We start from the raw sequence: 26,989 nt of genomic DNA, 5'->3' as shown, positions 1-26,989 counted from the left end.
CGGCCCGGCTCCCGTGACGGCACCCTACCCGGCGGCGCGAAGCGGCAGCGCCCTCCTCCGGGGCAGGTGTCACGTGGTGGTCAGGGCCGTAGCGCTCCCACGCGCACCTTCACGGTGGCACAGTGGTGGAACCGGGTGGGCGGCCCTCCGTGACACAGCCGCTCCGGCGGGAGGCATCCATGACGACGAGTACCGGGGGCGGACACGCGGGACATCACCACCACGGGCCTCATCATCCGCCCAACTTCACGTGCAGCGTCTGCCACCGGGAGCGTCCTTCCAGTGAGCGCATGCGCCTCGACGCCCTCCGCATCGAGCTGTCCCGCTTCATCATCCAGCGCAATCCAGACGCCGCCGCACCCGGCGCCCTCATCTGCCGCAGCTGCCGCGACGCCGAGCGCCTCGCCCTCGTCACCACCCGCCTCGAGGAGGAGCGCGGCCAGCTCACCGCCGTGGAAGCAGACGTCGCGCGGCGAGCGGCCATCCACTCCACCGTCGCCGAGGACCTGGAACGCGAGTTCACTCGCAACCTCACCTTCGGTCAGCGCGCGGCGGACGCGGTGGCACGCGTCGGCGGCTCCTGGGGCTTCGTCATCGGCGGCCTCTCCGTCATCCTGTTCTGGGTGCTTCTCAATTCAGGCTGGGAGGCGGCGCGCCCCTTCGACCCCTACCCCTTCATCCTCCTCAACCTCGTCCTCTCCTGCGTGGCGGCGCTGCAGGCCCCCATCATCATGATGTCGCAGAACCGCCAGGCCCTCCGCGACAGGCGCCAGGCGGACCAGGACTACCGCGTCAACCTCAAGGCCGAGCTCGAAGTGGCCACGCTGCACGAGAAGCTGGACCACCTGATGCACATGCAGTGGGAGCGCATGCTGGAGCTGCAGCAACTCCAAGTGGAGCTGCTCACCGAGCGGCTCGCCCACGACCGTCCGCCGGAGCCCCGGCGCTGACTCACGCGGACGCGCGGGGCACGCCGCCGCGCCGGGCACGAAGCCGCAGGTGCACCAGGTAGGCGACGATGGCCACGTTGACGACGATGACGACCACCTTCGCGAGCGAGAAACTCCGCTCCAGCGAGATGAGCTCTGCGGGGATGAGCAGGGCCAGGCTTCCGACGACCACCCACTCGCCCCACGCACTGCCCGAGATGAGCAGCGCACCCTCGAGGCCCGTCGTCACGCCGTCCACCCACGCCACCATGCGGGCATCCGTCACGAGCGTCGCCGCACCGTGCGCGCGGAGCCACTCCCCGATGCGATGAAGCAGGGCCCCACGCTCGGCGAGCGCGTGGATGAGGTGCTCGGTGAAGGCGCTCGCCTTCTCGGGGGCGAGCGTCAGCAGCACCGCCACCCCCAGCACCAGCGCCGCCTTGATGACCTTGTACGCGATGATGAGCCGGAGCCCGACGGGCTTCGCATGGGCCTCCAGCGTGGATGGCGCGGACATGGGCGCAGCATTCTCCGCGAGGCACTCCCCGGAAAGCGTCACGCGCACGCAGTGCCACCTTCGTGACGGCTCCGTCACTCCAGCACCAGCGGGAAGATGCTGTGACATGGCGGGCCGCCATGAAGGCATGGGCCCGTGCTCCTGCCTGCTCGTGGCGCACGAAGTTCACGGTGTGGCCCTTCGCGTTCCCACTCATGGAGCAAGAGGGGAAGCACATCCGTCGGCCAGCGCACGCAACGCGCGCTACGCCCTCCCGCACGCGGTGGTCCGCATGACCCACGCTCCCTACCCTCGCGCAAGGCAGTTGGATGGAGGTGGCGGATGCGTGGATGGTGCGGTGGGGTGCTGGTGGGCTGGCTGGCCGCGGGATGCGGGGGGATGGTGCCGGATGAGGGTCTGCCCCCCAGCACTTCGGCGGAGTCGAGGGGGGACGTCCAAGGGCAACCGGCCTCCGCCGCCATGGCAGCCGTTGCTCCGGGCACACCGAGCCGGGTGAAGGTCATCTTCCCGCCCACGCAGATGAATCCGCGCTACGCGGAGGGGCCTGCGAGCCTGGTGGACTTCCGCGGCCGACTCGCCTTCGCCGCCAACTTCGAGGATGGCACCCGGGCGCTATGGACGAGCGACGGCACCGAGGCGGGCACCGTGGCGGTGAAGAGCTTTCCCGCGGCGCCTCCCCCCGCCATCAACACCCACGTGATGCAGCTCGCCCCGGCGGGAACGCGCCTCTTCTTCACCGTGGGCGAGCCCGTGTACGGCAACGAATTGTGGGTGAGTGACGGCACCACCAGCGGCACCCGGCTCGTCAAGGACCTCACCCCGGGCGCCGGGGACTCGCGGCTGACGAGCCTCACCGCGCTCGGGAGCACGCTGACCTTCTTCCGCGAGGTGCCGGCCACGAACTCCACGCCCGCGCGCATGGAGGTGTGGAAGAGCGACGGCACCGCCTCCGGCACGGTCCGCATCCGCGACCTGGGGACGGGAGTCGAGGTCGACTGGCGGACGGCGCGCGCGGGCAACGTGCTCATCTTCTTCGTCCGCGACGAGGCCGGCAGCACCACCACGGCCTGGAGGACCGATGGCACCAGCGCGGGCACGCAGCCGCTGCGCTCGCTCTCCACGGCGGGAGGCTACGCGCCCATCGAGGTGAATAGCGCTGGACCACTGGCGTTCTTCACCTCGTACGACGCGCAGGGCGCCACCCAGGTCTGGAAGACGAACGGCACCCGCGCGGGCACTGTGCGCCTGTACACCTTCGTCAACGACGGCCGCTACCCGAAGCTGATGACCACGCTGGGCGAGTACCTCTACGTCACCCTGTCCAACCCGGTGGACCAGCGGCTCGCCATCTTCCGTCTGCGCCTGGACGGCGCGGGCGGCAAGGAGCACGTCGCCACGCTGCCCAATCCCTACGCGGACCAGGGGGACGCCTTCCCCTACCTCAACAACTTCAGCGCCACGGCGGACCGCATCTACTTCGAGCTGGCCATTGGCAGCGGGGGCCCCGCGCCGCGCGACACGCAGCTGTGGGTGACGGATGGCACCAAGGCCGGCACGAAGCTCCTGCGCCGGCCGCTCAGCCTCTCCGACGAGTACGGCTCGCCCATCGTCGCCGTGGAGTCCGGCCTCGTCTTCTTCGCCGCGTACGACAACGCCTCGGGCATCGAGCCCTGGGTGACGGACGGCACCGTGGCGGGCACGCGCTTGCTGAAGGACATCTCATCGGACGGAAGCTCCTATCCGTACGCCTATACCCGCGTGGGCCAGCGGGTGTTCTTCGGCGCCTTCGACGACACGGCGGCCAACCAGCTCTGGACCGTGCCGCTCGTCCCTTGACCTGACGGGGGTCCCCGGTAACGTCCGGGGACTCCATGTCGACCGCCACCGCTCCCACCGTGCTCCTCCTGCCGGGCCTCTACAACTCGGGGCCCGAGCACTGGCAGACCCACTGGGAGCGGGAGCGGAAGGACTGCCAGCGCGTCGAGCAGGCGGAGTGGAACACACCCCGGCGCGACGACTGGGTGGCCACGCTGGAGCGCGCCATCACGGGCGCCCAGCGGCCCGTGGTGCTCGCGGCGCACAGCCTCGCGTGCATCCTGGTGGCGCACTGGGCCTCGGCCCATCCGGCGAGCGCTGGCAGGGTGCACGGCGCGCTGCTCGTCGCGCCCAGCGACACCGAGGCCCCCGACTTCCCCTCGGGCACCGTGGGCTTCGCGCCCATGCCGCGCCTGCGGCTGCCGTTTCGCTCGCTCGTCGTCGCGAGCACCGATGACAACTACATCACGATGGACCGCGTCACCGGCCTCGCCGCGGACTGGGGTGCCCGGCTGGTGAATGTCGGCGCGAAGGGCCACCTGGGCAGCGCGGCGAAGCTGGGCTCGTGGCCCGAAGGTCAGGCCCTGCTGGAGGAGCTGCTCCGGAGCGCGTGAGCCGCGCTCACGAGGCGGTGGGCTCGGGTCGCTGCATCACCGTGCCGCCGTACTGCGTGGCCGCCAGCGTGCCGCACGCCGCGCCAATCTCCTTGCCGCCCGAGTACCGCCGCGCCACCGGCGACTTGAGGATCTGCAGGTAGTCGCGGAAGGCGCTCAGCTCCTCGGGCGTGGGCGGCAGGTACTTCCCCGTCGGGTCCGTCACGTCGATGAGGTCCACCTTGATGGGGATGCCCTCGAAGGCCACCTTCAGCGCCTCCGCGTCCTCGCGCCCCAGGTTGAAGCCGCTGATGGCCACGTACGCAATCATGGCCCGCTCGCGCCGCACGCTGCTGTACTCGCGGATGGCCTCAATCAACTCCGGCAGCGGGTACGTCTTCTCGATTGGAAGCACCTGCGCGCGCTTCTCCGGAATCGCGCTCGTCACGGAGAAGGCCAGCCGGTACGGGTGGCCCTCGCGCGTGTAGCGGCGGATGGCCGGCACGTGGCCCGCCGTGGAGAAGGTAATCGCCTCGCCGGAGATGGAGAACCCGGCCGGGGTGCGCAGGATGTCCGCCGCGCGCAGCGTCTCCTTGTAGTTCAGGAGCGGCTCGCCCATCCCCATGAACACCACGCCGCGCACCGGCCGGTCCGCCTCCGCGCGCACCTGGAGCACCTGGTCCAGGATCTCCCACGTCTGGAGGTTGCGCTTGAAGCCCAGCTTCCCCGTCATGCAGAAGTCGCAGGCCAGCGCACACCCGACCTGGCTGGACACGCAGATGACGTACTTCTCGTCGAAGATGGGGATGCGGACCGCCTCCACGCGCCCGCCCAGCGGCGAGTCGAAGAGGTACTTCACGAAGCCGTCGTCCGCCTTGCGCCGCTCCACCACCTGCAGCGTCGGCAGCTCCGCGTGCTCCCGCAGGTAGTCTCCTACGCGGCGCGGCACCTGACGGGCCCCGGCCACGTCCTCCACCGTCTGGGCTCCATGGGCGAAGACGGCCGCGAACACCTTGCGGACGGCGGCGGGCGACGGGGTGAGCGGGGCCAGCGCGGCCTCCAGCTCCGGGAGCGACAGTTGCTTCAGGTTCACGAGGCGGACTTGATCTTGGAGCGAAGGTACTCGGTCAGCTTCTCGGAGACTTCCTTCGGCATCTTCGCCGCCAGGGCCTTCTTGCACAGCCCGGGCGTCGCCCGGTACGTGCGCAGGAAGTCCAGGCAGGGGCTGCACCCGCGCAGGTGCTCTTTCACGTGCTGTGCCTCCTCGGCGGACATCTCGCCATCGAGGAATTCCAGCAGGAGGTTGATCGAATCCTTGCAATTATACATCCGAACCTCGGCTGGCTGCGGCGCGCCCTTGTCCCTCTCGAAGATGCCGGACGCTTCGTCGCGTTTCACGCCCCGCGACTGTCCCGGTTGTAGAAATCATCGATGGCTTCACGGAGCGCGAGCCGGGCACGGTGCAAACGGCTCTTGATGGCGGGGATGGAGTCCCCCGTCGTCTCTGCAATCTGTTCGTAACTGAGGCCGTCCACGTCTTTCAAGAGGAAGACTTCCCGATAACCCTGCGGAAGCTGGTCGGTCGCCTGCTGGATGGCCGTCCCCAGCTCGGCGTCCAGGGCCTTCTCCTCGGCGTCCCGGCTCCAGTCGGAGATGGGGTACTCGGCCAGGGAGCCCCGCTCGGTGAACTCCGGCCCCTGGAGCTCCTGCTCGGCCGCCTGGGCCACCCGGCGGTGGCGCAGGCGCATGAGCGCGTGGTTGGCGGCGATGCGGTGCACCCAGGACCCGAAGGCGGCATCCCCCCGGAAATCCTTGAGGTGTTGGTAGGCGGACAGGAAGGTATCCTGGGTGATTTCCGCGGCGTCGGCCTCGGAGCGCGTCATGCGCAGGGCCAGGCCGTACACCTTGTCCCGGTGGGCATCCACCAGGGCCTCGAAGGCGGAAACGTCCCCATCCTGTGCCCTCTCGAGGAGCTGTCGGTCCTCTTCCCTGGCGGCCTCGTCGGACATGGCGGGGCGCACCCAACCAGCCGCGACGACTTCCGTCAAGGCTGCTTGCGCGCTCCCTTGGGGGGCCGGCTGACGTGTTGACTGTCCCGGACCCACAGCCGGAAGGGCTCCGCGGCCCACACCCCGGCGTAGTCCACGCCGATGCGGGGCCCCCGCGCCACCCGGGCCTCCGGGATGGGCTCCCCCGGCAACAGGTGCAGCGCGGGTGAGAACAGCTCCACTCGGTTGTGCTCCCGGGTAAGGCCCAGGGCCTTGCACACCCTCCCGGGCCCGTCCGTGCGCTCCCCCTCGGCCAGCCCGTCCACGGGCTCCACCGCCCGCACCAGCACCGCCGCGCCCACCCCGACGGCGTCCGTCACCACGTTGAAGCAATTGTGCATGCCGTAGATGAGGTAGACGTAGGCCCGCCCCGGCGGCCCGAACATGACCTCCGTGCGCGGGGTGACGCCCTTGGCGGCATGGCAGGCCAGGTCGTGTTCGCCGATGTAGGCCTCCGTCTCGACGATGCGCCCCACCCGCCGCACTCCGCCTCCCTCCACCACCAGCAGGGTGCCGAGCAGCTCCCGGGCGACGGTGAGCGCGGGCCGCGCATAGAAGGACTCCGAAAGACAGTTCACGTTCGGATAGTACCCGGGGCCAGCTGGCGGCGCCGCCTGCAGTCTGTTCCGTCAGGCAGTGGAGCCCCCGCGCACTGCTCGGTGTCGGAGCAGTTCACACCGGAGCGGGGCTGGGGCAGATTGCGCCGCACCATGTCCACACCTGGCCGGCTCTCCGGTCTCCTGCTTCCACTCTTCTCGCTCCGCTCGCAGACGGATTTTGGCATTGGCGACTTCGGCGCCATGGACGGCCTCTTCGACTGGATGAAGGCCGCGCGCCAGCGCCTGCTGATGGTGCTCCCGCTGCTGCCCACCGCGCCGGGCGACCCGTCCCCCTACTCCACGCGCTCGGCCTTCGGCCTCAACCCGCTCTTCATCGACCTGCAGAAGCTGCCGGAGTTCACCGCCTCCGGTGGCGAGGCCGCCCTCTCCGAGGAGCAGCGCCAGAAGCTCTCCGAGGCCCGTGCCGCGCCGCGCGTCCGCTACGACCTGGTCTTCCCGCTCAAGGACGCCGCCTTCGCGCGCGCCTTCGACACCTTCGAGGCCCAGCACTGGGGCCCCCAGTCCGAGCGCGCGAAGGCCTTCCGCAAGTGGCGCGACGCCCAGGGCGAGTGGCTGGAGAGCTACGCCCTCTTCACCGCCATCAGCGAGCAGGAGGACCGCCGGCCCTGGTGGGAGTGGCCGGAGGCCCTGAAGCACCGCCAGCCGGAAGCGCTGGCCGCGAAGGCGAAGGAGCTGGAGCGCCGGGTGCGCTACCACGCGTGGCTCCAGTGGGTGGCGGAAGTCCAGTGGGACGCGGTGCGCGAGCAGGCGAAGGCGCGCAACGTGCTGCTGTGCGGCGACGAGCCCTTCATCATCGGCCAGGACAGCGCGGACTGCTGGGCCCACCCGGACATCCTCCCGCGCGACGCGCGCCTGGGCGTGCCTCCGGACGACTTCTCCGCCACCGGCCAGGACTGGGGCCTGCCCTACTTCAACTTCGCCGCCATGGAGAAGGACGACTACGCGTGGCTGAAGAAGCGCGCGAAGAAGGCGGCCAGCTACTATGACTTGCGCCGCGTGGACCACGCGGTGGGCTACTTCCGCCAGTGGATTCGCGACGAGCAGACGCCCACCGGCCGCTTCGTCCCTCCGGACGAGGAGAGCCACAAGCGCCTGGGCGAGAAGCACTTCCGCCTGCTGTCGGAAGGCGCCGGCATCGTCGCCGAGGACCTGGGCGTGATTCCGCCCTTCGTGCGCCGCATCCTCGCGGACCTGAAGCTGCCGGGCTACCGGGTGATGCGCTGGGAGCGCGACGACAACACCTACCGCAACCCGCACCAGTTCCCCGCGGTGTCCCTCGTCACCACGGGCACCCATGACACGGACACCGTCGCCGAGTGGTGGGAGGGCGCCCGCGACGACGAGCGCCAGGCCGCCGCCCGCGCGTGGCCGGAGATGAACGGCGTGCCCGTCACGCGCGAGTTCACCCCGGAGGTCCACCGCGCCATGCTGGCATCGTCGCTCAACTCCGGCAGTGATTTGTGCGTGCTGCCCTGGCAGGACATCCTCGGCACGAGAGACCGCATCAACCTGCCCGGCTCCATGAGCGACTCGAACTGGGCCTACCGCATCAGCCAGGACGCGGACGCGCTGCTGAAGGACGAGCAGACCCGCGGCGCCGCCGAGCGCCTGGCCTGGCTCACCGCCTCCGCGCGGCGCTAGAGGAACACCCCTTCCCACCGGACGACCTCCGCGAGGAGGTCTCCGCCGGGAAGGCGCTGGCGAGGGAATACCTTGCCCCCCGGAATCCGCTTCCGGGCGCCCAGGCGGCCTTCAGTCGATGCACTTCACCTGGCCGGGGAAGCCGTCGAACACGGCGCACCGGCGGTTGGGGTTGGCGCACTCCAGGCGCTCGCAGATGTTGTCGGAGACGCAGATGGCGGGCGAGCGGCCGAACTCCAGGAAGACCTCGGCGCAGAGCTGGTACGGGTCCTCGCAGCCGAACGAGCCACAGTAGGGCGCGTCCGCGAAGCTCTCGCCCTCCTTCAGCTTCACCACCTCGTCATCGGACACGCCGCACGCGGAGCTGAACACCGCCAGCGCGGAGAACCCCAGGACTCTCATTCGCCAGGACAGGGACATAGGGCGCCAATCTTGCGCACCTCGGCCCGCCTTGCACGTGTCGCTGTATTACGAGGGGTTGTCGGCGCGAGACACCGGACACTGTTGACTTCGCGCAGGTCTCGGAATGCGACAGTGGGGCGACTTTCCGTTGGCAAGAGGCGAGTCAGCGGCGGGCACACGGATTAAGAACGCCCCCGTGGCCGCCGCCCATCCCCGAACCCTCCGCCTCGCCACCACCGCCGCGCTGCTGCTGCTGCTGGCCGCTTGTGCCACCACGCAGGAGCGCCCTCCGGGCCCCAAGGTCAATGACCTCAAAATCGAGGGGACGAAGGAGGTCGGTGAAGGCGACATCAAGGACCGCATCCTCACCTCGGAGACGCCCTGGTGGGGCTTCTGGCCCTTTGGCGGCCCGCGCTACTTCGACGCCAACGCCTGGCAGGCCGACCTGCGCCGCATCCAGCGCTACTACCAGGCCCAGGGCTTCTACGAAGCGGAGATTGTCTCCAGCGAGGTGAAGCCGCAGGGCGCCAACGCGGTCTCCCTCGCGGTGCAGGTGAAGGAGGGCGAGCCCACCCATATCGGCGAAATCAAGGAGTCCGGCCTGGACGCGCTGCCGCCGGAGTTCCGCGAGGAGCACCGGAAGCGGGTGATGGCGGACCTCCCCATGAAGAAGGGGGACATCTTCCGCGAGGCGGCCTGGGAGGAGACGAAGGGGCTGGTGCAGGGCCGGCTGCGGGAGTTGGGCTACGCGGAGGCGGAGGCCGGCGGCGAGGTGCGGGTGGACCTGGCCACGAAGCAGGCCACGGTGGACCTGCGAATCACCCCGGGCCCGCGCTACCGCTTCGGCAACACCTTCGTCGCCACGGACGCCAACCCCCAGGTGCCACCGCGCCGCATCATCGAGCAGGTGCAGGGCAGCCTGAAGAAGGGGGACTGGTACAGCGAGACGGCGCTGGCCGAGGCCCAGGCGCGCGTGTTCCGCATGGGCGTGTTCGGCGCGGTGAAGGTGAACCGCGGGGCGCCGGACCGGGAGTCCGGAACGGTGCCGGTGGTGGTGGACGTGCGCGAGTCGCCCTTCCGCTCGGTGCGGCTGGGTGGCGGTCTCGGCATCGACGCCGCGCGGCAGGAGGCGCGCGTGCTGGGCGAGTGGACGCACCGCAACTTCCGCGGCGGCCTGCGCCGCTTCACCGTGCGCGGACGCCTGGGCTACGCCTTCATCCCCAACGTCTTCAACCGGAGCAAGGCCGGCCCCGTCTTCGAAGTCACCACCGAGTTCGAGCAGCCGCGCTTCCTCTTCCGGGACCTACGCCTGCAGACGTCGCTCACCGCCGAGCGCGGCCTGGAGCAGGCGTACGACTTCTGGGGCGGGAAGCTCCAGGCGGGCGTCATCTGGCAGCCCCACGCCAGCTTCTCCATCTTCCCCTCGTACAACCTCGAGGTGTACCGGCTGACCGGGCGCGTCAGCGCGGACGCGGCCGTGCCGCCCATCGTCCTGGGCTGCCCGAACAACGTCACCCAGTGCGACGTGGCGCTGAGCTACCTCGAGGTGGCCTTCGCCTGGGATCGCCGGGACGACCCCATTGAGCCCCGCGACGGCTACTACCTGGCGCTGTCCGTGCAGAAGGGCGGTGGCCTCTTCTTCGGCGATTACACCTACGTGCGCCTGCTGCCGGACGTGCGCTTCTTCCGGCCCCTGGACGAGGAGAAGCGGCTCATCCTCGCGGTGAAGGTGCGGCTGGGGACGCTGAACCCGGCCGGCAACGGGCAGAGCTCCGTCGTCACCCGCTTCTTCTCCGGCGGCGCCACCGCCATGCGCGGCTTCAACGGCCAGCGCCTGTCCCCCATGGCCGCCCTGCCCGAGACGGTGGAGGAGCCCATTGGAGACGGCCAGTCCAACATCGTGCTGTCGCAGAACGAGCAGTGGGACACCGTGCCGGTGGGCGGCAACAGCCTCTTCGAGAGCTCGCTGGAGGTGCGCTACCAGTTCAGCGAGAGCCTCGTGGTGGCGGCCTTCTATGACTCCGGCCTGGTGGGCATCGCCGACTTCAGCTCGCCCGGCAGCCCCAAACTGTTCGGTCCCGACCACTACCACGCGCTGGGCCTGGGGCTGCGCTACCTCACGGTGGTCGGACCCATCCGGCTGGACATCGCGCGGCGGTTGAACATCGGCAGGGGATTGCCCGTCGCCACCCCGGGGTACATCTATCCGGACTCCGGCGGCTGCTTCGGGATTGGTAGCAGCTGGAGCACCACCGGCCCGAAGACTCGCGGAGCAACCTTCGCGGGCGCCCCGGACGGGTTGTGCGCGCTGCACCTGTCGATTGGAGAGGCGTTTTGAGCGACCGGAAGCGCTGGGGACGCAGGCTGCTGTGGGGGCTTGGCGGCCTCGTGGCGGTGCTCGTGCTCGCCGTGGTGGGCGCGCTCGTCTTCCTCACCAGCTCCAGCGGGGAGGCGTGGCTCGTCCGCAAGGGCGTCGCGCTGGCGAACGAGCAGCTCTCCGGCCGCCTGGAGCTGGGCGGCCTGGACCTGTGGCCGGGCGGCATCATCCTCACGGACCTGAAGCTGTATGACCCGGAGGGCGAGCTGGTCGCGGAGATTGCCCGCGTGGAGGCGCGCCTGGGCCTGAGCCAGCTGGTGCGCCAGCACGTGGACCTCTCGCTGGCGAAGGTGGAGCGCCCGCGCCTGTACCTCGCGCAGGACGAGCGCGGCCTCAACCTGTCCCGCGCGCTGGAGCCCCGCGAGCCCAAGCCCGAGGAGCCCTCCAAGGGCCGGGGCAAGCTGAAGCTGGACGTGCACGAGCTGGTGCTCGAGGACGGCTACGTCGACTTCCGCCAGGAGGTGGAGGACGGCCCCGAGCGCCACGTGCGGCTGGAGGACTTCGACGCGAAGGGCACCGCGAGCTACGCGGCGGCGACGCAGGGCTTCAACGCCACCCTGGAGGCCACCGGCGGGCTCGCGCTCCCCGTGTCCGGTCCGGTGCGCCTGTCGCTGAAGGGCGGTGGCGAGGAGGGCGCGCTCCAGGCGGACCTGGGCCTGGAGGCCGCGGGGCTGGTGCTGGACGCGGGCGGCAACGTGAAGCTGCCGCCGGAGCCGCCCCCGGGCCAGCCCGAAGGCAAGCTGCAAGGGCAGGTGACGGTGCGCCGCCTCGTGGCGCCGCCCGCGTTCCTCAAGGGCTTCGTGCCCACCTATCCCCTGCTGGTGCCCGTGTCGCTGGAGGGCACGGCCAGCATGGACGGCGACCTGGTGAACGCGGACGCGCGGGCGCAGGCGGCGGACGCGAAGCTGGAGCTGAAGGGCGACCTGGACCTGGAGCACATGAAGACCCGCGGCTTCACCGCGAAGGCCCGGGACGTGGACCTGTCGCAGCTGGTGGCGGAGGGCCCGAAGACGAACGTGCACGCGGACCTCGCCGCGAAGGGCGGCGGCACCAGCCTGGAGACGCTGGACGGCGAGGTGGACCTCACCATCTCCCCGTCCGAGTACCAGGGCCAGCCGCTGGGCCCGGTGGAGCTGGAGGCCAGCGCGAAGAACGGCCAGTACACGCTGTCGCGGCTCCAGGTGCTGCTGCCGGGCGCCTCGCTGCGCGCGAAGGGCCAGGGCACCCAGGAGAAGATGCGCGTGGACGGCGGCTTCACCGCGGGCAACCTGGCCCTGCTATCCCAGGCGCTGACGAAGCTGCTGCCGGGCACGGTGGCGCCGATGTCGGGCAGCGGCACGCTGGACTTCGTCGTGGAGGGCCCGCTGCGCACGCCGGGCCTGGAGGCGCACGGCAGCTTCGCGTCGCTGGCGTATGGCCCGGACCTGGCGCTGAAGGATTTGTCCGTGAAGGTGGAGCTGCCGGACGTCACCCGGCCGCTGGACACGGACGCCTCGGTGGTGGTGGCCCAGCTGCGCACGGGCGGGCGCAACTTCAAGGACCTGGCGGCCACCGTCGCCACGCGCGAGCGGAAGCTGGACGCCACCGTGCGCGTGCAGGGTGACGCGCAGCTGGGCCTCGCGCTGGGCGGCATGGTGGACGAGGACGGCCAGGGGCTCGCGGTGGACGCGCTGTCGCTGTCCTGGCCGGAGGCCACCTGGAAGCTCCAGCGCCCCTCGCACGTGGGCTTTGGCGGGGGACGCGTGGAGGTGGAGCCCGCGCTGACGCTCACCTCCGGCCCGCAGTCGCTGTCGCTGCGCGGCGCGAAGGAGGGCGAGCAGGTGACGGCGCGCGTGGAATTGGGCGCGTTCGACCTGACGACGCTGCCGCGCGCCTTCGTCCCCGAGTCGCTCGGCCTGGGCGGCACGGTGACGGGCCACGTGGCCGCGCGCGGGCGGCTGCCACGTCCGGACGCGGAGGCCAACCTGCGCTGGGAAGACGGACGCGTGCAGGGCTACGAGGGGCTCCAGGCGTCGGTGAACGCGCGCTACGTGAAGGACCGCGCCACCGGGAAGCTGGCCGCGAACCTGCCCGTGGCGAAGCTCACCGCGGACTTCGACGTGCCGGTGCAGGGTGTGCTCAAGCGCCGCCGCGACCCGATGTCCCTCAAGGTGAACCTGGAGGACCTGGACGTCGCCGGGGTGATGAAGCTGGTGAAGCAGCCGGAGGGCCCGAGCGGCCATCTCTCCGGGACTCTGGCGGTGGTGGGCCCGGCGCGCGAGCCGAAGCTGGACTTCGTCCTGCGCGGCAAGGACATGCGCTACCAGGTGCCCCCGCCGGGCTTCTCGCTCAAGGACCCGCTGGCCTTCGAGCTGACCGCCGCATCCGACGCGCAGGACGGCACGCTGGACGCGCGCCTGAATCTGGAGGGGCTCGCCTCGCAGGCGTATGTCGCGCTGCGCACGCCCTTCACGCTGGGCGGGCTGATGGCGAAGCCGCCCACGCCCGAGGAGGCGCTGAGCGCGGCGCTGGAGCTGGAGGCCCGCGTGGCGGACCTGCCCCTCAAGCTGCTCGAAGGCATGCCGGGCGTGGACAGGCCGGACGGCAAGGTGTCCGCGCAGGTGGACATCAAGGGCTCGGTGCTGGTGCCCCAGGGCCGGCTGGCCGTGCAGGTGGCGGGGGCGACCGCCAATGGCGTTCCGCCGCAGAACGGCCAGCTCACCGTGACGGGCGGCGAGAAGGACGTGAAGGTGACGCTCGCGGTGCAGCGCCAGGAAGGACCGCTGGCGCAGCTGGAGGCCACGCTGCTCGCGCCCCTGGGCGCGCTGCAGGACCGTGAAGTCTATGGCCGCATCCCCTTCCGCATCCGCGGCCGGCTGATGCCGGTGGCCATTCAAGAGCTGCCCGGCCTCGCCCGCGCCCGCACGTCGGGCCCGCCGCCCACGCCGGGCACCAACCCGCAGGGCTTGCAGGGCGTGCTGGCGATGGAAGTGGCCGCGCGCGGCACGCTGGACACGCCGGAGGTGGACCTCACCGCGGGCGTGCAGAAGCTGGGCGTCGGCGCCCTGGGGCTGGGGCAGGCGCGGCTGCACTACACGTACAAGGGCATCCACTCCGCCTTCGACGCGATGCTCACCGCGCCGGCGGGCGGCACCATGCTGGTGACGGGCGGCGTGGACCTGGACGTGTCGCTGCCCGCCTTCGAGAAGGGCCTGCAGTACACGCGCGCGCCGCTGGAGGTATCCCTCAAGGCGCGCAACTTCGACCCGTCCTTCCTCTCCGGCGCCACGGAGATGGTGCGCAGCCTGGGCGGCCTGGTGCAGGCGGACGCGAAGCTCGCCGGCACCGTGGGCGCGCCCACCTTCCAGGGCACCCTGGCGTGGAAGGACGGCGTGCTGGGGCTGATGGGCCTGGGCGAGTACCGCGAAATCCAGCTCGCCCTGGAGGCCAGCCAGGAGTCGATTGCACTGCGGACGCTGTCGGCGAAGGCCGGCAATGGCTCGCTGCGGCTGGAGGCGCCCTTGACGGCCGTGCGCACCCGCGCGGGGGAGTACGAGCTGTCCAGCCCGAAGGGGAACGAGCATCCGCTCGTCACGCAGGACTTCCCCATCATCTTCGACGACCAGCTCATGGCCTTGGTGAGCCTGCGCGCGAAGGTGGAGGGCACGCTGTCCGAGAGGCTCGTCAACCTGCGCAACGTCTCCATCCCCGAGGCCACCATCACCCTGCCGGAGCTGAAGCGGAAGGACCTGCAGCCGCTGGAGCGGCCCGGTGACGTCGTCCTCGTGCGCAACGGCGTGCCCGTGGAGCGCAAGAAGCGCAAGAAGCAACAGCAGGCCTCGCCCGGGACACCGGGGGCAGCCGGGATGGCCGAGAAGGACAAGGAGGAGAACATCCCCGACGCCACGCCCAGCGACCGCAAGCGCACGGCCGTGGGCGGCAGCGGCGTGGGGGCGCAGGCGGAGGACCTCGCGAAGGCCGTGGACGAGGCCGGAGAGGACGAGGACGTCGGCACGCCGCAGGAGGCACCGCTGCGCACGTACTGGGTGAACGTGAATGCGCCGCGCAACGTCTGGGTGAAGGGCTCGGACGTGAATGTCGAGCTGGGCCTCTCCGAGGACTTCCGCGTGGAGTACCGCGAGGAGGCGCGCCTGTTCGGCGAGGTGCGCGTGCTGCGCGGCCGCGTGGACGTGCTGGGCCGCCGCTTCGACGTGCAGCGAGACAGCCAGGTGCGCTTCACCGGGCCCGCGACGGTGCCGTACATCAACGTCACCGCCGAGCACCGCAACGACAGCGCCAAGGTGACGGTGTTCGTCACCATCCGCGGCCAGGGCCGGGAGCTGACGCTGAAGCCCACCAGCGACCCGCCGCTGCCGGAGTCGGAAATCTATACGCTGCTCGCCACCGGCCGCCGCACGCTGGAGCGCGGCTCGGGCGCGTCCATGACGGCCAGCGCCCAGGCGGCCTCCGTGGTGGGCTCGCTCGTCGCCAACGAGGCGCGCAAGGCGCTGGCGGCGAAGCTCCCACTGGACGTGCTCTCCATCGAGGCCGGTGACTCCGGGCTCGCCGGCACCAAGCTGGAGGTGGGCACGTACGTGACGGACAAGATCTACGTGGGCTACACCGGCCGCGTCGGCGCCAACCTCCAGCAGGGAGAGAACGCCAACGCCGTGCGCTTCGAGTACCAGCTCGGCACGCGGTGGAGCCTGGAAGGCCAGTACGGCGACGCGCGCTCGGGAGGCCTGGACCTCATCTGGAGCAAGGAATACTGACGCGCCCGGGCGGCTCCCGTCCGTGACTTGGACGGGAGCCCGTGCTCGAGCGTTCGCTCAGGCTACAGCGCGTACAGCTCGAAGCAGGTGCCGACGGGGCCCGAGCCGGTGGTGGGCGCCGTGGGCGCGCTCTGCCATGCGCCCTCCACGCCGCACTGGTGCCACTGCGAGTCCCCGGAGGACTGCACGCAGGTGCGCGCGGGGACGGAGCGGCCCAGCGTGGCGGAGGAGCACCACGGATAGGACACGGTGCAGGTCGTGGGCTTCGTCGTGCTGCCCGCGGTGAAGGCCCCGGACGACAGGCACTGCCGCCACAGCGCGTCCGACGAGCTCTGCACGCAGCCATTCACGGGCAGCGAGGTGCCCGCCGTCTCGGTGTAGCAGGTGGTGGGGGCGCTGCCCCAGTTATAGGCAGACTTGAAGCGGTTGTAGATGGAGGCCATCAGCGACGAGCCGCCCACGGTGGTGCGGCCACACTGGAGGGCATACGCGCCCACCCAGGGCGTGTACGTGTAGAGCGCGGCGGTGGCCTTGGTGGCGGGCGTCACCGTGCACGGGTCCGACGTGTTCTTCGTCAGGCCCACCTTCCACCCGGACACCGTGGTGCGCCCCGCGTCCAGGTCGATGAAGTAGCCGCGCATCTTCTTCGCCGAGCACTCAATCTGGTTGCCGAAGCCCGTGTACTGCGCGTCGCAGCCGCTGCCGTCCGGACAGCCGCAGCCGGTGGCCTTGGACAGGTTGGTGGAGGTGCCGCTCTGGATGAGGCTCGACTCGCCCTGGATGCGCGCGAGCATGTACAGCGGGTTGATGGTGTACGCCCTGGAGCGCTCGACGATGAGCGTGGCGGCCGTCTTGTTGCCCCAGGCCGGGTCCTTGTACGTGGCCAGGTACGAGCCGTTCTGCTGGAGGAAGGCCTGCACCTGCGCGGGCGTAATCCACTGGCCGCCGACGATGTCCGCGTCCTCCATCAGCCGGTGCATGTCGTACTTCGTCGTGGCCTCCTGCAGCACCTGACCGGTCAGCTCGTCGATGACGGGCGCCTCCGCTTCGTCGACGGGGCCACAGCCAGCCGCCAGCAGCGCGGGCACCAGGAGCATCCACACTCGCGTCTTCATCAAGAATCCTCGGGGGGAATAAGGGAGCCGAGCGTCTAGCCGGGGCGCTGAGCAATTCTCAAGAATTTCTTGATTTGAAAGATTGGCGGATTGTTGGCTCCTGGCTGGACGCGGGGCGGATGGACGAGCAGGCCGGCCGGGCCGTCCCCAAGTGCGTGCGTCCAGTGACGCCCTGGCGTGGCGACGGAGTAGCGTCGGGAGCCGTATGCGCACTCCTCCTCCGAAGCGGCTGAAGCGACTCGCGTTCCTCACCCTCGGCCTGCTGGCGCTGGCGGGCTGCTCCAGCTCGGATGACGGCGACAAGCAGCCCTCGTCCGATGCGGGCGTGGATGCAGGGACGGACGCGGGCACCGATGGCGACACCGACGCGGGCACCGACGGCGGCACCCAGCCCTCGGCGTGCCTGGGGGATTCGCTCCTGAAGTCACTGGGGAAGGACCGGCTGCTGGTGGGCGCGAAGATGGAGGACGCCACTGCGGCCAGCGCGCCCTTCGACGTCCACTACCTCTACGTGTCGAGCCGGCTCGTGGACTCGACCAACGTCTGCACCGCCTGCAACAGCAGCTGCACGACGCAGGAGGGCTCCTGCGGGCAGTACCAGTGCCAGTGGTGGGGCTGCTGGCAGGACATCGCCGCCACCCCGGGCGCCATGGTGCGCGACTTCATCCGCGTGGCGAAGGGCCGGGGCCAGCTTCCCTTCATCACCTACTACGTGGAGCTGCTGGGCAGCCGTGAGAATGAGGGCGCCGCGCAGCTGACGAAGCTGAACGATGTGGCGTTCATGCGGCGCTACCTGAACGACTGGCGCTTCGCGCTGCAGCAGGTGGGCGCCGAGCGCGCGCTGCTCCACCTCGAGCCAGACCTGTGGGGCTACCTCCAGTTCAACTCGAATGGAGACCCGCGCACGGTGCCGGCACAGGTGGCCACCGCCAATGCCACGGACTGCGGCACGCAGGAGAACAACGCCGCGGGGCTGGCGAAGTGCATGGTGGCCATGGTGCGCAAGTACGCGCCCAACGCGAAGGTGGGCCTGCACGCGAGCCCCTGGGCCACGAAGATGGACGTGTACCTCAACACGCAGGCGTCCTTCGACGTGGCGGGCGAGGCCCGGAAGGTGGCCGACTTCCTGCTGAAGCTGGGCGCGGCCGACACGGACTTCATCGTCATCGAGGCGGCGGACCGCGACGCCGGCTGGTACGAGGTGAACCGGGGTGAGGACACGTGGTGGGACGCGTCCAACGCCACCCTGCCCCACTTCCATCAGGCCTTCGCCTGGGCCAGGGTCCTCTCCGAGCGGCTGAACAAGCCGAACTTCTGGTGGCAGCTGCCGGTAGGCAATCCGAACCTGCCCAACTCGGGCGACTCGTGGAAGGACAACCGCGTGGACTACTTCTTCGCGCACACCGCCGAGCTGGCCGCGGCCCACACCGTGGGCTTCGCATTCGGCGCCGGCATCGACGGGACGACCACGCCGGAGTCGGACAACGCCAACCTGGTGGGCCGCGTGCGGGCCTACAAGCAGGCCGGTGGCCAGCGGCTGTGCACGCCGTAGTGGACTGAGGCCTCGGTGTGCGGCTCCAAGCGGGAGCCGCCGTCATCCGGTGCGGGCGGAGCGCCGGGGCTCCGCTCCGCGCGAATCAGGAGCGTGAGCGCGCGCTCTTCTTCGCGCCGGTCTTGCTCCGGGCCGAAGTCGTCGTCTTCTTCGCCGTGGCCCGCTTCGGCGCGGGAGCGGCCCGCTTCACCGTGGCCCGCTTCGGCGCGGGGGCGGCGCGCTTCACCGTGGCCCTCTTCGTCTGCGTGGAGGCGCCGCGCTTCGCGGTGGCCAGCTTCGGCGCGGGAGCGGCTCGCTTCACCGTGGCCCTCTTCGTCTGCGTGGAGGCGCCGCGCTTCGCGGTGGCCTTCTTCGCCGCCGGGGTGGAGGTGCGCTTCACCGCCGCCGCCTTGCGAGTCGCGGGCGCCGGGCTGGCCTTCTTCGCCACCGCAGTCTTCGCGCCTGCCGGAGCCTTCGCCGCCCCGTTCTTCTTCGCGCCGCCCGAAGCCTTCGCCACACCGCTCTGCTTCACACGAGCCGGGGCCTTCTTCGCCACCGCAGTCTTCGCGTCCGCGGACCTCTTCCGCGCCGTGCCGGAGACCACGTTCCGCGCACCGTCGGCCGCCTTCTTCGCCACCGCCGACACCACGCCCTGCGCGTTGCTCACGGCGCTCCTCGCGCCGGCCATCACGTTCTTCGCGTTGGCCACGGCATTCCTCGCGCCCGACGCCACGCTCTGCGCCTTCGCCGCCATGTCCTTCACGCTGTCCACGGCGTTCTTCGCCACGGCGGCGGCCTTCGCCATGCCGCCCTCCTTCCGGGCACGCATCCGCTCGATGTACTCCGCCGCATCCGGCGTCTCGCAGGCGGTGTCACCGTGGTCGACCTCCACCTTGCCGATGCGCTTCGCCACCTCGAGCGCCGGCTCACGCAGCGCCCCACCCCGCCCGCCAATGGCAATCAGCGCGGTGTTCATCGCCTCGCGCACGCGGTTCTGCGCGGTGTGGATGCCCTGCTCGATGCGCGGCAGCCAGGGAGCGAGCTCCTCGTCGACCAGGTTCGTCGTCTTGGTGGCCAGCGCCGCCAGCAACTGCCAGCCCGCGCGGCTCTGCAGCTCCCCGGCCTGGGCCGTCCACGTCTCCACCGCCGTCTTGAAGTGCGGTGAGCGCAGCGCCACGTTGCTGACGAAGACATCCACGAGCGAGTGCCAGTTGAGCGCCTGCGCCCAGGTATTCAGGTGCTCCCACGACATGGCGGCGGCGTCGGCCACCATCGTCGCCAGCATCCGCGCATCCGCGTTGCCCGTGTCCCACAGCGCCTCGGCGAGACCGGCGTTCGTCTTGATGCGCTTGCGCAGCTTCTCCAGGTCCCCGAACTTCACGCCGAAGAGCGGCTCCGGCGCGCCGTGACGGAGGAACGTCTTCCGGGTCTGCTCCGAGCCCAATGACTCCAACTCCTGCATCGTCTCTTGGAGGTCCATGGCGGTGAAGGTTGCCACGGCCCCCCCGGAGAGGAATGGGCCCGTGACGGGTGACACCTCGCGCCGTGAGGCTCATGAATTATCGCACAGAAGGAATATTCCAATTCTGTTGCCTTCCGTACACCTCGCGTGTATCTTCCTCTTCGCCCTGTGAGAACCACGGGGACGGAATGCCCCGCATCTGTGTTCCCCCTCCAAGCATGGGGTCATCCGTGCCTCACCGCAGGTCGCCCCCCAACTGTGATTTTGCATCCTGAGTCCGGGACGACCCGCGCCGTTTCACCGCGGGCCGCCCCACACCATTGACTGCCCATCTCGAACCCGGGGCGGCCTGCACTTTTTCATCGCGGGCTGTGCCTCACCGCTGATCCTTCGTTCCGAGTCCGGCCAGCCCGCACCTTCCATCCGTGGAGTCGTCACGCGGTTGCCGTGAGCGCACGGCAGCCCTCCGAGCGGCTACCGGTCCAGCCGTCGCCGGGCGCGGGCGCGAGCCGCCTCCAGCGCGGAGTCCACCCCGCCCTCCTTCGGCTTCGCGACCTCGGCCTCCGTGGGCGTGGCCACCGGCACGCCTTCGCCCTGCCCCTCCGAGTCGCGCTTCCGCTCCACGGCGGGGGCCGCGCCAACAGGGACGGAGCTGATGGCCGGCGCGCCAGCGAACGCTGGCTTCGCCACCGACACCACGGCCGGCTTGCGCACGCGAGGCCCGGAGAGGAAGCGGCGCACGGCCACCTCCGCCAGCAGCACGGCCAGCGCCAGGCCCGCCAGCCACGGCGCCAGGGCGAGTCGGCCCTGTGACTCGGGCGCCTCCATGAAGAGGCCCGTCATGGAGAGGCGCTCCACGCCGCCCCCCACGGCCGCCACCGCGCGCAGCAGCTCCAGTCCTTCCTTCGCGCTGCCGGGCTCGAACTCCGGCGCGTACGGCAGCGTCACCGGCGGCGCGCGCAGCACCCGCGAGCCCAGGCGCACCACCGGGTGCCACGTGCCGCTGCCCTGCAGCGGGTACTCGGCCACCAGCCGGTCCTCGTCCTCCCAGCGCATGGGCTTCTCCACCTGCGCGGTGCGTCCGTCTCCCGGCAGCAGCACCAGCGTGGGCAGCGCGCCCGGCAGCGGCTCGCCCGGAGGCAGGTCCAGCGTCACGCGCAGCAGGTGGCCGCGCCGCTCGGAGCGCACCACCGCTTCGCCCACGGGCGTCGCGCCCACGAGCGTCCAGCGCACCATGGCCTCCAGCGCCGCGCGCAGCGCGCTCCACTGGCGCAGCTCGCCCGTGTACGGCCCATCCACCTCCGCGGTGAAGGCCACCGTGCGGCCCGCGCCGCGCGGCCACATGGCCAGCACCGGCGCGCTGTTGGTGTCCAGCGTGCGCAGCGCCACGCTGGCGCGCGGTTTGAGGTACGTGAGGTTGTAGCCGCCCACCTGCGGCAGCCCCTGCGGTGACAGGCGGCCCAGCAGCGGAAGGTCCGGGGCGCCCTCCAGCGAGGCGGGCTCGTCCACGAAGGTGGCGCGCGCCACCGTGAGCGTCTCCTGGCTGAAGATGCGCGGCAGGCTCATCGCATCCTCGGCGAAGTAGATGCGCCCGCCGCCGCGCGAGGCCACCTCCTTCAGCAGGTCCGCGTCCGAATCCTTCGGCGAGCCCAGGCCGATGACGGACACCGTCACGTCCTTCGCGCGCAGCTCGGCCAGCGTGCGCTGGTAGTCGTCCGGCTCCTCGGAGTCCGCCGCATCGGAGAAGAGCAGCACGTGCCGCGTGGGCTTGTCGCTGCGGAGGATTTCGCTCCGGCCCGTGCGCAGCGCCTCGCCCACGTAGATGCCGCCGCCCCCGCTGAAGCCGCGCGCCACCTCGTTCAGCGGCAGGCCCGCCTCCACGGAGCTGAGCGGGAAGATTTCGTGGGACTTCGTGTCCACCATGTGGACGGAGACCTCGTCCTTCGGATTGAGCAGCGTGAGCGCGGCGACCACGCCCTCGGCGGCCAGCTCCATCTTCGTGCGCCCGTCGGGCACGGTGACGCCCATGGAGCATGAGCAGTCCATCAGCACGCTCAACGCCACGGCCGCGCGGCGCTGCTCCTCGCGCATCTCCAGCGACACCGGCAGCAGCGGCTCCACCGGAGAGCGCCGATAGCCGCCCTCGCCGAAGCTGCTGCGCCCGCCCGTCATCACGAGCCCGCCACCGGCCTGCTCCACGTAGGACGCCAGCGAGAGGAGCCCCGGCTCGCCCAGCGTGTTGGCGTCGACGTTCTCCAGCACCACCGAGCCCACGCCATCCAAATCATCCAGCGTGAGCCGGAAGGGCGCTCGGACGTCCACCTGCATGCCCGTCTCCGCGAGCGCCTTCGCGAGCGTGCCCCGGGGCTGGTTCGTCAGGAGCAGCACGCGCGGCGGCCCCTCCACGCGCAGCACCGCGAGCCCCTTGTCGTTCTCCGTGACGCCGTCGCCAGGGGCCTCCACCGTGAGCTGGTAGCGCACGAGCCCCGGCTCCTCCACCAAATCCCTGAGCGGCAGCACGTTGGCGCCGGGCGTGAAGTCGAAGGGGCCCTTCACCAGCACGCGGCCATTGCGCTCCAGGCGCACCGTGCCGGTGACGGCCGCCGTGGCGTGCACCACGGCGGAGAACTGGAAGGGCTCGCGCACGGCGACGGAGCCGGGCACGTCCAGCGAGACGACGGCGACATCCAGCGGTGGCTCGGGCCGGGCGAGCTGGCGCCAGTCCACGGCGAGCCCTCGCGCCGCCAGCCTCCGCGCCGCGCCGCGCGCGTCCACGCCCGTGGCCCGCCCGTCGGACAGCACCAGCACCCGGCCGGTGCGCTCGTCGGGAATGAGGCCGCCCGCCGCATCCAGCGCGGCGGCCAGGTCGGACGCCTCCACGTCCACCGGCCGTGAGAAGCCGCCGAAGCGGCCGGCGGCGGACAGCGACTGCTCCACGCGAGGCTCGCGCCCGAAGGTGATGACGCCCACGCGGTCTCCGGGACGGCGCTGCGCCTCCAGCAGGGTGATGAGCTCCTGCGCGGTGCGGTCCACGTCGCGGGGCATGGAGGCGGAGCGGTCCACCACCACGACGACGTCACTGCCCGCGTCCGCCAGCCGCAGCTCGGGGCCGGACAGCGCGCCCACCGCGAGCACCAGCAGCGCGGCCCGCAGCCACATGGGCGGGCCGGGCCGCCGGCCGTACTTCCAGAGGAAGAGGCCCAGCGGCAGCAGCAACACCCACGCCTGGGGAAGGGAGAAGGTCATCGAGGGCAGAGCCTATCGCCTTGTGGGAGGGGTTTCCGGGGGGCCCCCGAGCACGGCCTGTCCCGGCCAGCGGGAGATGACGCGCTCGGCGGCCCTGCACTCCGTCCAGGAGAGGTTGACCCAGAGTGCAATGGCCCCCTGGGCCAGCTTGAGGGTGAACATGATGGGCTTGAAGGTGCAGCGCACCTCGGACGGCTTCCACAGCAGCGCGCCCCGATACCCGGTCCCCGCCGCCCGTCGGAGCATCCGGTCCATGTCCTCCTCCGGGAGGAGCAGGAGCTGCTCCACGAGCAGCTCCATGGACACGGGCACTTCATCCCGGCTGTCGCCGAGCAGCTGGGACGGGGAGCCCTCCGGCTCGGTGATGGCATCCAGGAGCGGGGCGGCGGGCACGTACGGGAAGAAGGCGATGAAGCCGGGCCGCAGGACGACCAGTCCCGCGCGACGGTCATCCGTCACGCCGAAGGCTTTCTCCGGCGTGGTGCGGAACACGGGGATGACCGCCACCGCGCGGTGCGGGTCTCTCGTGGCGGCAGCGCGTTGGAATTCCTTGCGGCGCCGGATGGACAGGAGCGCCGCGAGCTGGCCCGCTCGCGGCACATGGCGCAGCAGGACCCCCTGCCGGTGCAGTGTGATGCTTCCCGTGAGGCGATTGACGGCGAGGTTCCGCTCGATACCGGAGGGTGTGAGCTTCCGCTCGCCAATGGCCTCCAGGGAGACCTGCACCGGCTCGTCCCCACGGGACTGCCAGAGGAGTCGCTCGGTGGTGAGCCAGTACCGGCCGGAGCGCAGCGGAAAGCTGGCACCCAGGGCCGCCAGTAGCAGCGTGGCCCAGAGGGGACCGACGAAGTGCGCCGCCCCCGCGCACAGCGCGATGAGGAGCAGGGACATCCGGAGCGGCGGGAGCACCGCGGTGCCCTCCAGCAATCGCTGCTCACCCGCCCCGGGGGGAAGCGGCAGCGGACGGAGGACCACGGCCTTCAATGATTCCAGCCGGCTCACGAAGAGCGCGCCCGGGTCCGCCGGAAGTCTTCGGTCGAGGTCTCTCGCCAGGGCCACGCGGGCTTCATCCAGCTCTCGCAGGAGCGCGCTGGCCATGCCCGCTCCGTCGGGCTCGCGCTCCGCACGCCGCTCCAGCGCCTCCAGCGCTTCGAGCACCTCCGGCTCCCGGGTGATGGTGGCCTCCAACAGGGCGGGCTGGAGGCGCAGCAGGGACTTCCAGCGGCGCTTGCGGAGCGCGGCGGACAGCAGCCGGTAGCACTCGAAGGCCGCCTCTATGATTTCGAGGCCCCCTTCGAGCTGCCGGCTCAAATCACTCAGCTCGGACGCGGCCCCTTGTTCGTTCCCTTGCATGGCCTGGGCACTCAACTCACACGCGCCGGGTGACGTAGAAGTCCGCCACCAGCGCAGCCAGCAACAGCACCAGGGGCCAGCGCGCCCGTCCCGGCGCGCCGTGCTCCTCGTCGTCACCGGCCTCGCGCGCCGCGACGTCCACGGCGCCACGCCCGCGCAGGTCCGACTCGCGGGCGTCCAGGGCGAGCACCTCCGCCGTGTCCACCTCGTCTCCGTCGCGCTCCAGCACGTAGCGGCCCGGGCCCGAGGGTGGCGGCAGGTCCACCGCCCCCGCGCCAAACACGGGGCGGCGACCCTCCGGGCCCACCAGCGTGTAGCGCGCGCCGGGCACCGTCACCACGGGCAGCGGCTCGCCCAGGGTGAGCTGGCGCCGGGGAAAGCCCTCACGCGTGCGCCGCGCCTCGCGCACCACGTTGCCCAGCAACACCGGCCACGCCGTCACGCGCTGCACATTCGAGCGCGTCAGGTCCACGTTGAGGTGCACTCGTCCGCCCTCTTCCTCGGACACGAGCACCGCCTCACCCGCCGTCACCAGCGGACGCCCGGGCGGGTTGTCCCCCGCGGTCCACCGCACGCCCGCGAGCTGCACGTCATCCAGCAGCGGGTGTCCCTTCTCGGAGAAGAACGGCCCCAGGAAGGTGCGCAGCGTCCCCGCCGCGCCTACCGTCACCCGCGCATCCGTCCCCCGGGGACCGATGAGCAGCGTCTCTCCTGTCGAAGCGCCCTTCTCCACCTCGGGCGCCACCGCGAGGAAGCGCTCCACGGCCTGACGCTCGGGCGCCGCGAGTCCCTCCGCGATTCCCACCGCGACGGGACGCAACGGCGCGGGCGGCAGGCGGACGCGTCCATCCTCGGGCAGCGCATCGTCGGGCAGGGAGACCTCCACCTCCCCCGCCCCCTGGAAGGTGAGGCGCACGGTGGCGGTGCCCTCGTCGGGGAGGCGCACGCGCTCCACGCGCTCGGTGCCCTGCTTCGCGCCGGGGCCGGGCTGCGCGCGCACCCGTGCCTCCACCTCTTGGGGCCCCGCGCCGAAGCGCGCCACCCGCAGCGTCACCGTGGCCGTGTTGCCCTCGTCGCGCCGCTGCGCGGAGACGAGCGCCACGTTGTCGCGCCCCGTCCCGAGCGCCATCCACCGCACCGACTCCGGCACGAGGGCCGCGTTCTCCGGAGCCACGTCGGTGAGGAAGACCACGCGTCTGGCGGCACCGGCCAGCTCCTGCGCCCAGATCAACGTGGGCATGGGGTCATGGTCCGAGCCCTGGGCGTGGAAGGACTCCAGCGCCGCGAGCGCACGGGAAGGCTCCGCCTCCGGACCCGCCAACACGCGCGGCGCGAGGCCACTGGCCAGCACCGTCACCAGGGTGGCATCCACCTCCTCCACACGCCTGGCGGCCTCCTGGCGCGCCTTCTCCAGCACCGTCACGCCGTCCGGGCCGCGTGCGGACATGGACAGGCTGCCGTCCACGACCAGCACCAGGTGCCGCGTCCGCGCCGTCTCACCGAGCCGCACGTCCGCGAGGAACAGCGCCACGGCCACCACGGCCAGGGCCTCCAGCAGCAGCGAGGCCTCGCGCGTGAAGCGCTCGAAGCGAGGGCCCGCCTCGGCGCGGGGACGCGGCGTGCGCCACAGGAACAGCGCGCTCACCACCACGGGCTTCTGCCGACGACGCAGGAAGTACGCGGCGACGAGCGGGGCCAGCGCGCCCAGGGCCAGCAATCCCCACGGGAAGCCGAAGCTCACGCGCCACCTCCCGCGAGGAACAGGGGCCGCAGCGGCCCGGCCACCAGCGCCGCGAGCGACTCCGACGCCGGAGCCGTCACCAGCGTCCCGCGCGCCCGCATCGCAGCAGCCCTCAACCCACGCTGGTGCTCCGCGAACCGGCGCGAGTACGCGGCCAGCACATCCTCCGTCAGCAACTCCTCCAGCGCCGCGCCGCTCTCCGCGTCCACCAGCCGCGCGCCCTCGCCGCCCGACGGGTCCAGGTCCTCCGCGTCCAGCACCTGCGCCAGGAACAACCCCGACGCCCCCCGCGACAGCCGCGAGCACAGCGCCGGCAGGTCCGCCTCGAAGAGGAAGTCGCTCACCACCACCCGCAGTCCGCACGGGCGCAGCGGAGGCAGCCGTCCCAGCGACGCCGACAAGTCATCCCGCGCGTCGAACTCCGCCACCTGGAGCGCCGCCCGGCACGCATTCCCCTGCGCCCGCTCCGGCCGCGCCCCCGCCACCATCAACGTGGGCGACAGTCCCTGCCGCGCCGCCACCTCCGCCGCGAGCAGCGCCACCTCGCGCGCGCACGCCGCCTTGCGCGGCGACAGCGCCATGGAGCGCGAGCCATCCAGCACCACCTCCACGCGGGGAGACACCTCGTCCTGGCGGATGCGGAGGATGAGGTCCCCCGTGCGGGCCACCGCATTCCAGTCCACCTGGCGCAGGTCATCGCCCGGCTGGTACGCGCGGAAGTCGTGCAGTTCCAGCGAGCTTCCGGCGGACGTGGCGCGTACCTCGCCCACCCGGCCCCGGTGGGGCACACGCGGCAGCGCCAGTGCCAGCCCTGGCACCAGCCGCGCGACGGCTGCCTCGTCCATCCT

General features: G+C 71.3%; 19 protein-coding genes. 7 read left to right on the top strand and 12 right to left on the bottom strand.

The window, feature by feature from the left end:
• Window positions 1–179 precede the first annotated feature (179 nt).
• Window positions 180–950, top strand: a complete 771-nt coding sequence (locus G4D86_RS17730; RefSeq protein WP_163995123.1) for a DUF1003 domain-containing protein — start codon at window positions 180–182, stop codon at window positions 948–950.
• Between the two features lies 1 nt (window position 951).
• Here G4D86_RS17730 and G4D86_RS17725 read toward each other — a convergent pair whose 3' ends face one another.
• Entirely contained in the window at window positions 952–1,446 is a 495-nt protein-coding gene (locus G4D86_RS17725; RefSeq protein WP_163995122.1) for a DUF2127 domain-containing protein, read from the bottom strand.
• Between the two features lie 459 nt (window positions 1,447–1,905).
• Between G4D86_RS17725 and G4D86_RS17720 the strand changes: the two genes are divergently transcribed.
• Window positions 1,906–3,282 (top strand): hypothetical protein, encoded by a 1,377-nt coding sequence (locus tag G4D86_RS17720; protein ID WP_240360309.1) that lies wholly within the window; start codon window positions 1,906–1,908, stop codon window positions 3,280–3,282.
• Between the two features lie 35 nt (window positions 3,283–3,317).
• Entirely contained in the window at window positions 3,318–3,875 is a 558-nt protein-coding gene (locus G4D86_RS17715) for an RBBP9/YdeN family alpha/beta hydrolase (protein WP_163995120.1), read from the top strand.
• Window positions 3,876–3,882: 7 nt separating this feature from the next.
• Here G4D86_RS17715 and G4D86_RS17710 read toward each other — a convergent pair whose 3' ends face one another.
• Genes G4D86_RS17710 through G4D86_RS17695 form a run of 4 tightly spaced genes read right to left on the bottom strand, consistent with a single transcriptional unit; the run spans window position 3,883 to window position 6,480 of the window.
• Window positions 3,883–4,947 (bottom strand): radical SAM protein, encoded by a 1,065-nt coding sequence (locus tag G4D86_RS17710; protein ID WP_163995119.1) that lies wholly within the window; start codon window positions 4,945–4,947, stop codon window positions 3,883–3,885.
• The gene (locus tag G4D86_RS17705) at window positions 4,944–5,252 is read right to left on the bottom strand and encodes an anti-sigma factor family protein (protein ID WP_240360308.1); all 309 of its coding nucleotides are present in this window, start codon (window positions 5,250–5,252) and stop codon (window positions 4,944–4,946) included. Before G4D86_RS17705 ends, G4D86_RS17710 begins: the two co-directional genes overlap by 4 nt.
• Window positions 5,249–5,863 (bottom strand): RNA polymerase sigma factor, encoded by a 615-nt coding sequence (locus G4D86_RS17700; protein WP_163995159.1) that lies wholly within the window; start codon window positions 5,861–5,863, stop codon window positions 5,249–5,251. The genes G4D86_RS17705 and G4D86_RS17700 overlap by 4 nt, the downstream gene beginning before the upstream one ends.
• A gap of 35 nt (window positions 5,864–5,898) precedes the next feature.
• Entirely contained in the window at window positions 5,899–6,480 is a 582-nt protein-coding gene (locus G4D86_RS17695; protein WP_163995118.1) for a DNA-3-methyladenine glycosylase, read from the bottom strand.
• A 132-nt stretch (window positions 6,481–6,612) separates the two neighbouring features.
• Here G4D86_RS17695 and G4D86_RS17690 point away from each other — a divergent pair, with 132 nt between their 5' ends.
• Window positions 6,613–8,163, top strand: coding sequence for a 4-alpha-glucanotransferase (locus tag G4D86_RS17690; protein WP_163995117.1), 1,551 nt, complete (start codon window positions 6,613–6,615; stop codon window positions 8,161–8,163).
• Between the two features lie 111 nt (window positions 8,164–8,274).
• On the opposite strand, the gene G4D86_RS17685 is transcribed toward G4D86_RS17690, so the two are convergent.
• Complete coding sequence (locus G4D86_RS17685) at window positions 8,275–8,583, bottom strand: hypothetical protein (RefSeq protein WP_163995116.1); 309 nt, start codon at window positions 8,581–8,583, stop codon at window positions 8,275–8,277.
• Between the two features lie 178 nt (window positions 8,584–8,761).
• Between G4D86_RS17685 and G4D86_RS17680 the strand changes: the two genes are divergently transcribed.
• Together G4D86_RS17680 and G4D86_RS17675 are read left to right on the top strand one after the other, a co-directional pair.
• Complete coding sequence (locus tag G4D86_RS17680; RefSeq protein ID WP_240360307.1) at window positions 8,762–10,903, top strand: BamA/OMP85 family outer membrane protein; 2,142 nt, start codon at window positions 8,762–8,764, stop codon at window positions 10,901–10,903.
• Window positions 10,900–15,693 carry a translocation/assembly module TamB domain-containing protein gene (locus tag G4D86_RS17675; RefSeq protein WP_240360306.1) on the top strand — a complete coding sequence of 1,598 codons (4,794 nt, stop codon included), beginning with the start codon at window positions 10,900–10,902 and terminating at the stop codon, window positions 15,691–15,693. The genes G4D86_RS17680 and G4D86_RS17675 overlap by 4 nt, the downstream gene beginning before the upstream one ends.
• A gap of 62 nt (window positions 15,694–15,755) precedes the next feature.
• On the opposite strand, the gene G4D86_RS17670 is transcribed toward G4D86_RS17675, so the two are convergent.
• Window positions 15,756–16,808: a hypothetical protein gene (locus G4D86_RS17670; protein ID WP_163995114.1), complete on the bottom strand. Its 1,053-nt coding sequence runs from the start codon at window positions 16,806–16,808 to the stop codon at window positions 15,756–15,758.
• A 205-nt stretch (window positions 16,809–17,013) separates the two neighbouring features.
• Here G4D86_RS17670 and G4D86_RS17665 point away from each other — a divergent pair, with 205 nt between their 5' ends.
• A complete protein-coding gene (locus G4D86_RS17665; RefSeq protein WP_205519613.1) occupies window positions 17,014–18,360 on the top strand; it encodes a hypothetical protein in 1,347 nt (448 codons plus the stop codon).
• An 85-nt stretch (window positions 18,361–18,445) separates the two neighbouring features.
• Here the strand turns inward: G4D86_RS17665 and G4D86_RS17660 are convergent, their stop codons facing one another.
• The 5 genes from G4D86_RS17660 to G4D86_RS17640 form a co-directional block, all read right to left on the bottom strand.
• The gene (locus G4D86_RS17660) at window positions 18,446–19,837 is read right to left on the bottom strand and encodes a DNA alkylation repair protein (RefSeq protein ID WP_163995113.1); all 1,392 of its coding nucleotides are present in this window, start codon (window positions 19,835–19,837) and stop codon (window positions 18,446–18,448) included.
• 438 nt (window positions 19,838–20,275) lie between these two features.
• Entirely contained in the window at window positions 20,276–23,047 is a 2,772-nt protein-coding gene (locus tag G4D86_RS17655; protein ID WP_163995112.1) for a VWA domain-containing protein, read from the bottom strand.
• A 12-nt stretch (window positions 23,048–23,059) separates the two neighbouring features.
• Window positions 23,060–24,400: a hypothetical protein gene (locus tag G4D86_RS17650; protein WP_163995111.1), complete on the bottom strand. Its 1,341-nt coding sequence runs from the start codon at window positions 24,398–24,400 to the stop codon at window positions 23,060–23,062.
• 16 nt (window positions 24,401–24,416) lie between these two features.
• Window positions 24,417–26,141 (bottom strand): BatA domain-containing protein, encoded by a 1,725-nt coding sequence (locus G4D86_RS17645; RefSeq protein WP_163995110.1) that lies wholly within the window; start codon window positions 26,139–26,141, stop codon window positions 24,417–24,419.
• Window positions 26,138–26,986 (bottom strand): DUF58 domain-containing protein, encoded by an 849-nt coding sequence (locus G4D86_RS17640; protein WP_205519612.1) that lies wholly within the window; start codon window positions 26,984–26,986, stop codon window positions 26,138–26,140. The genes G4D86_RS17645 and G4D86_RS17640 overlap by 4 nt, the downstream gene beginning before the upstream one ends.
• Window positions 26,987–26,989: the final 3 nt, after the last annotated feature.

The organism is Pyxidicoccus caerfyrddinensis, assembly GCF_010894405.1.
GTDB classification, from domain to species: Bacteria; Myxococcota; Myxococcia; order Myxococcales; family Myxococcaceae; genus Myxococcus; species Myxococcus caerfyrddinensis.
Note: the sequence above shows the minus strand (reverse complement) of the source record. Positions and strands in the feature narration are given on the sequence as shown.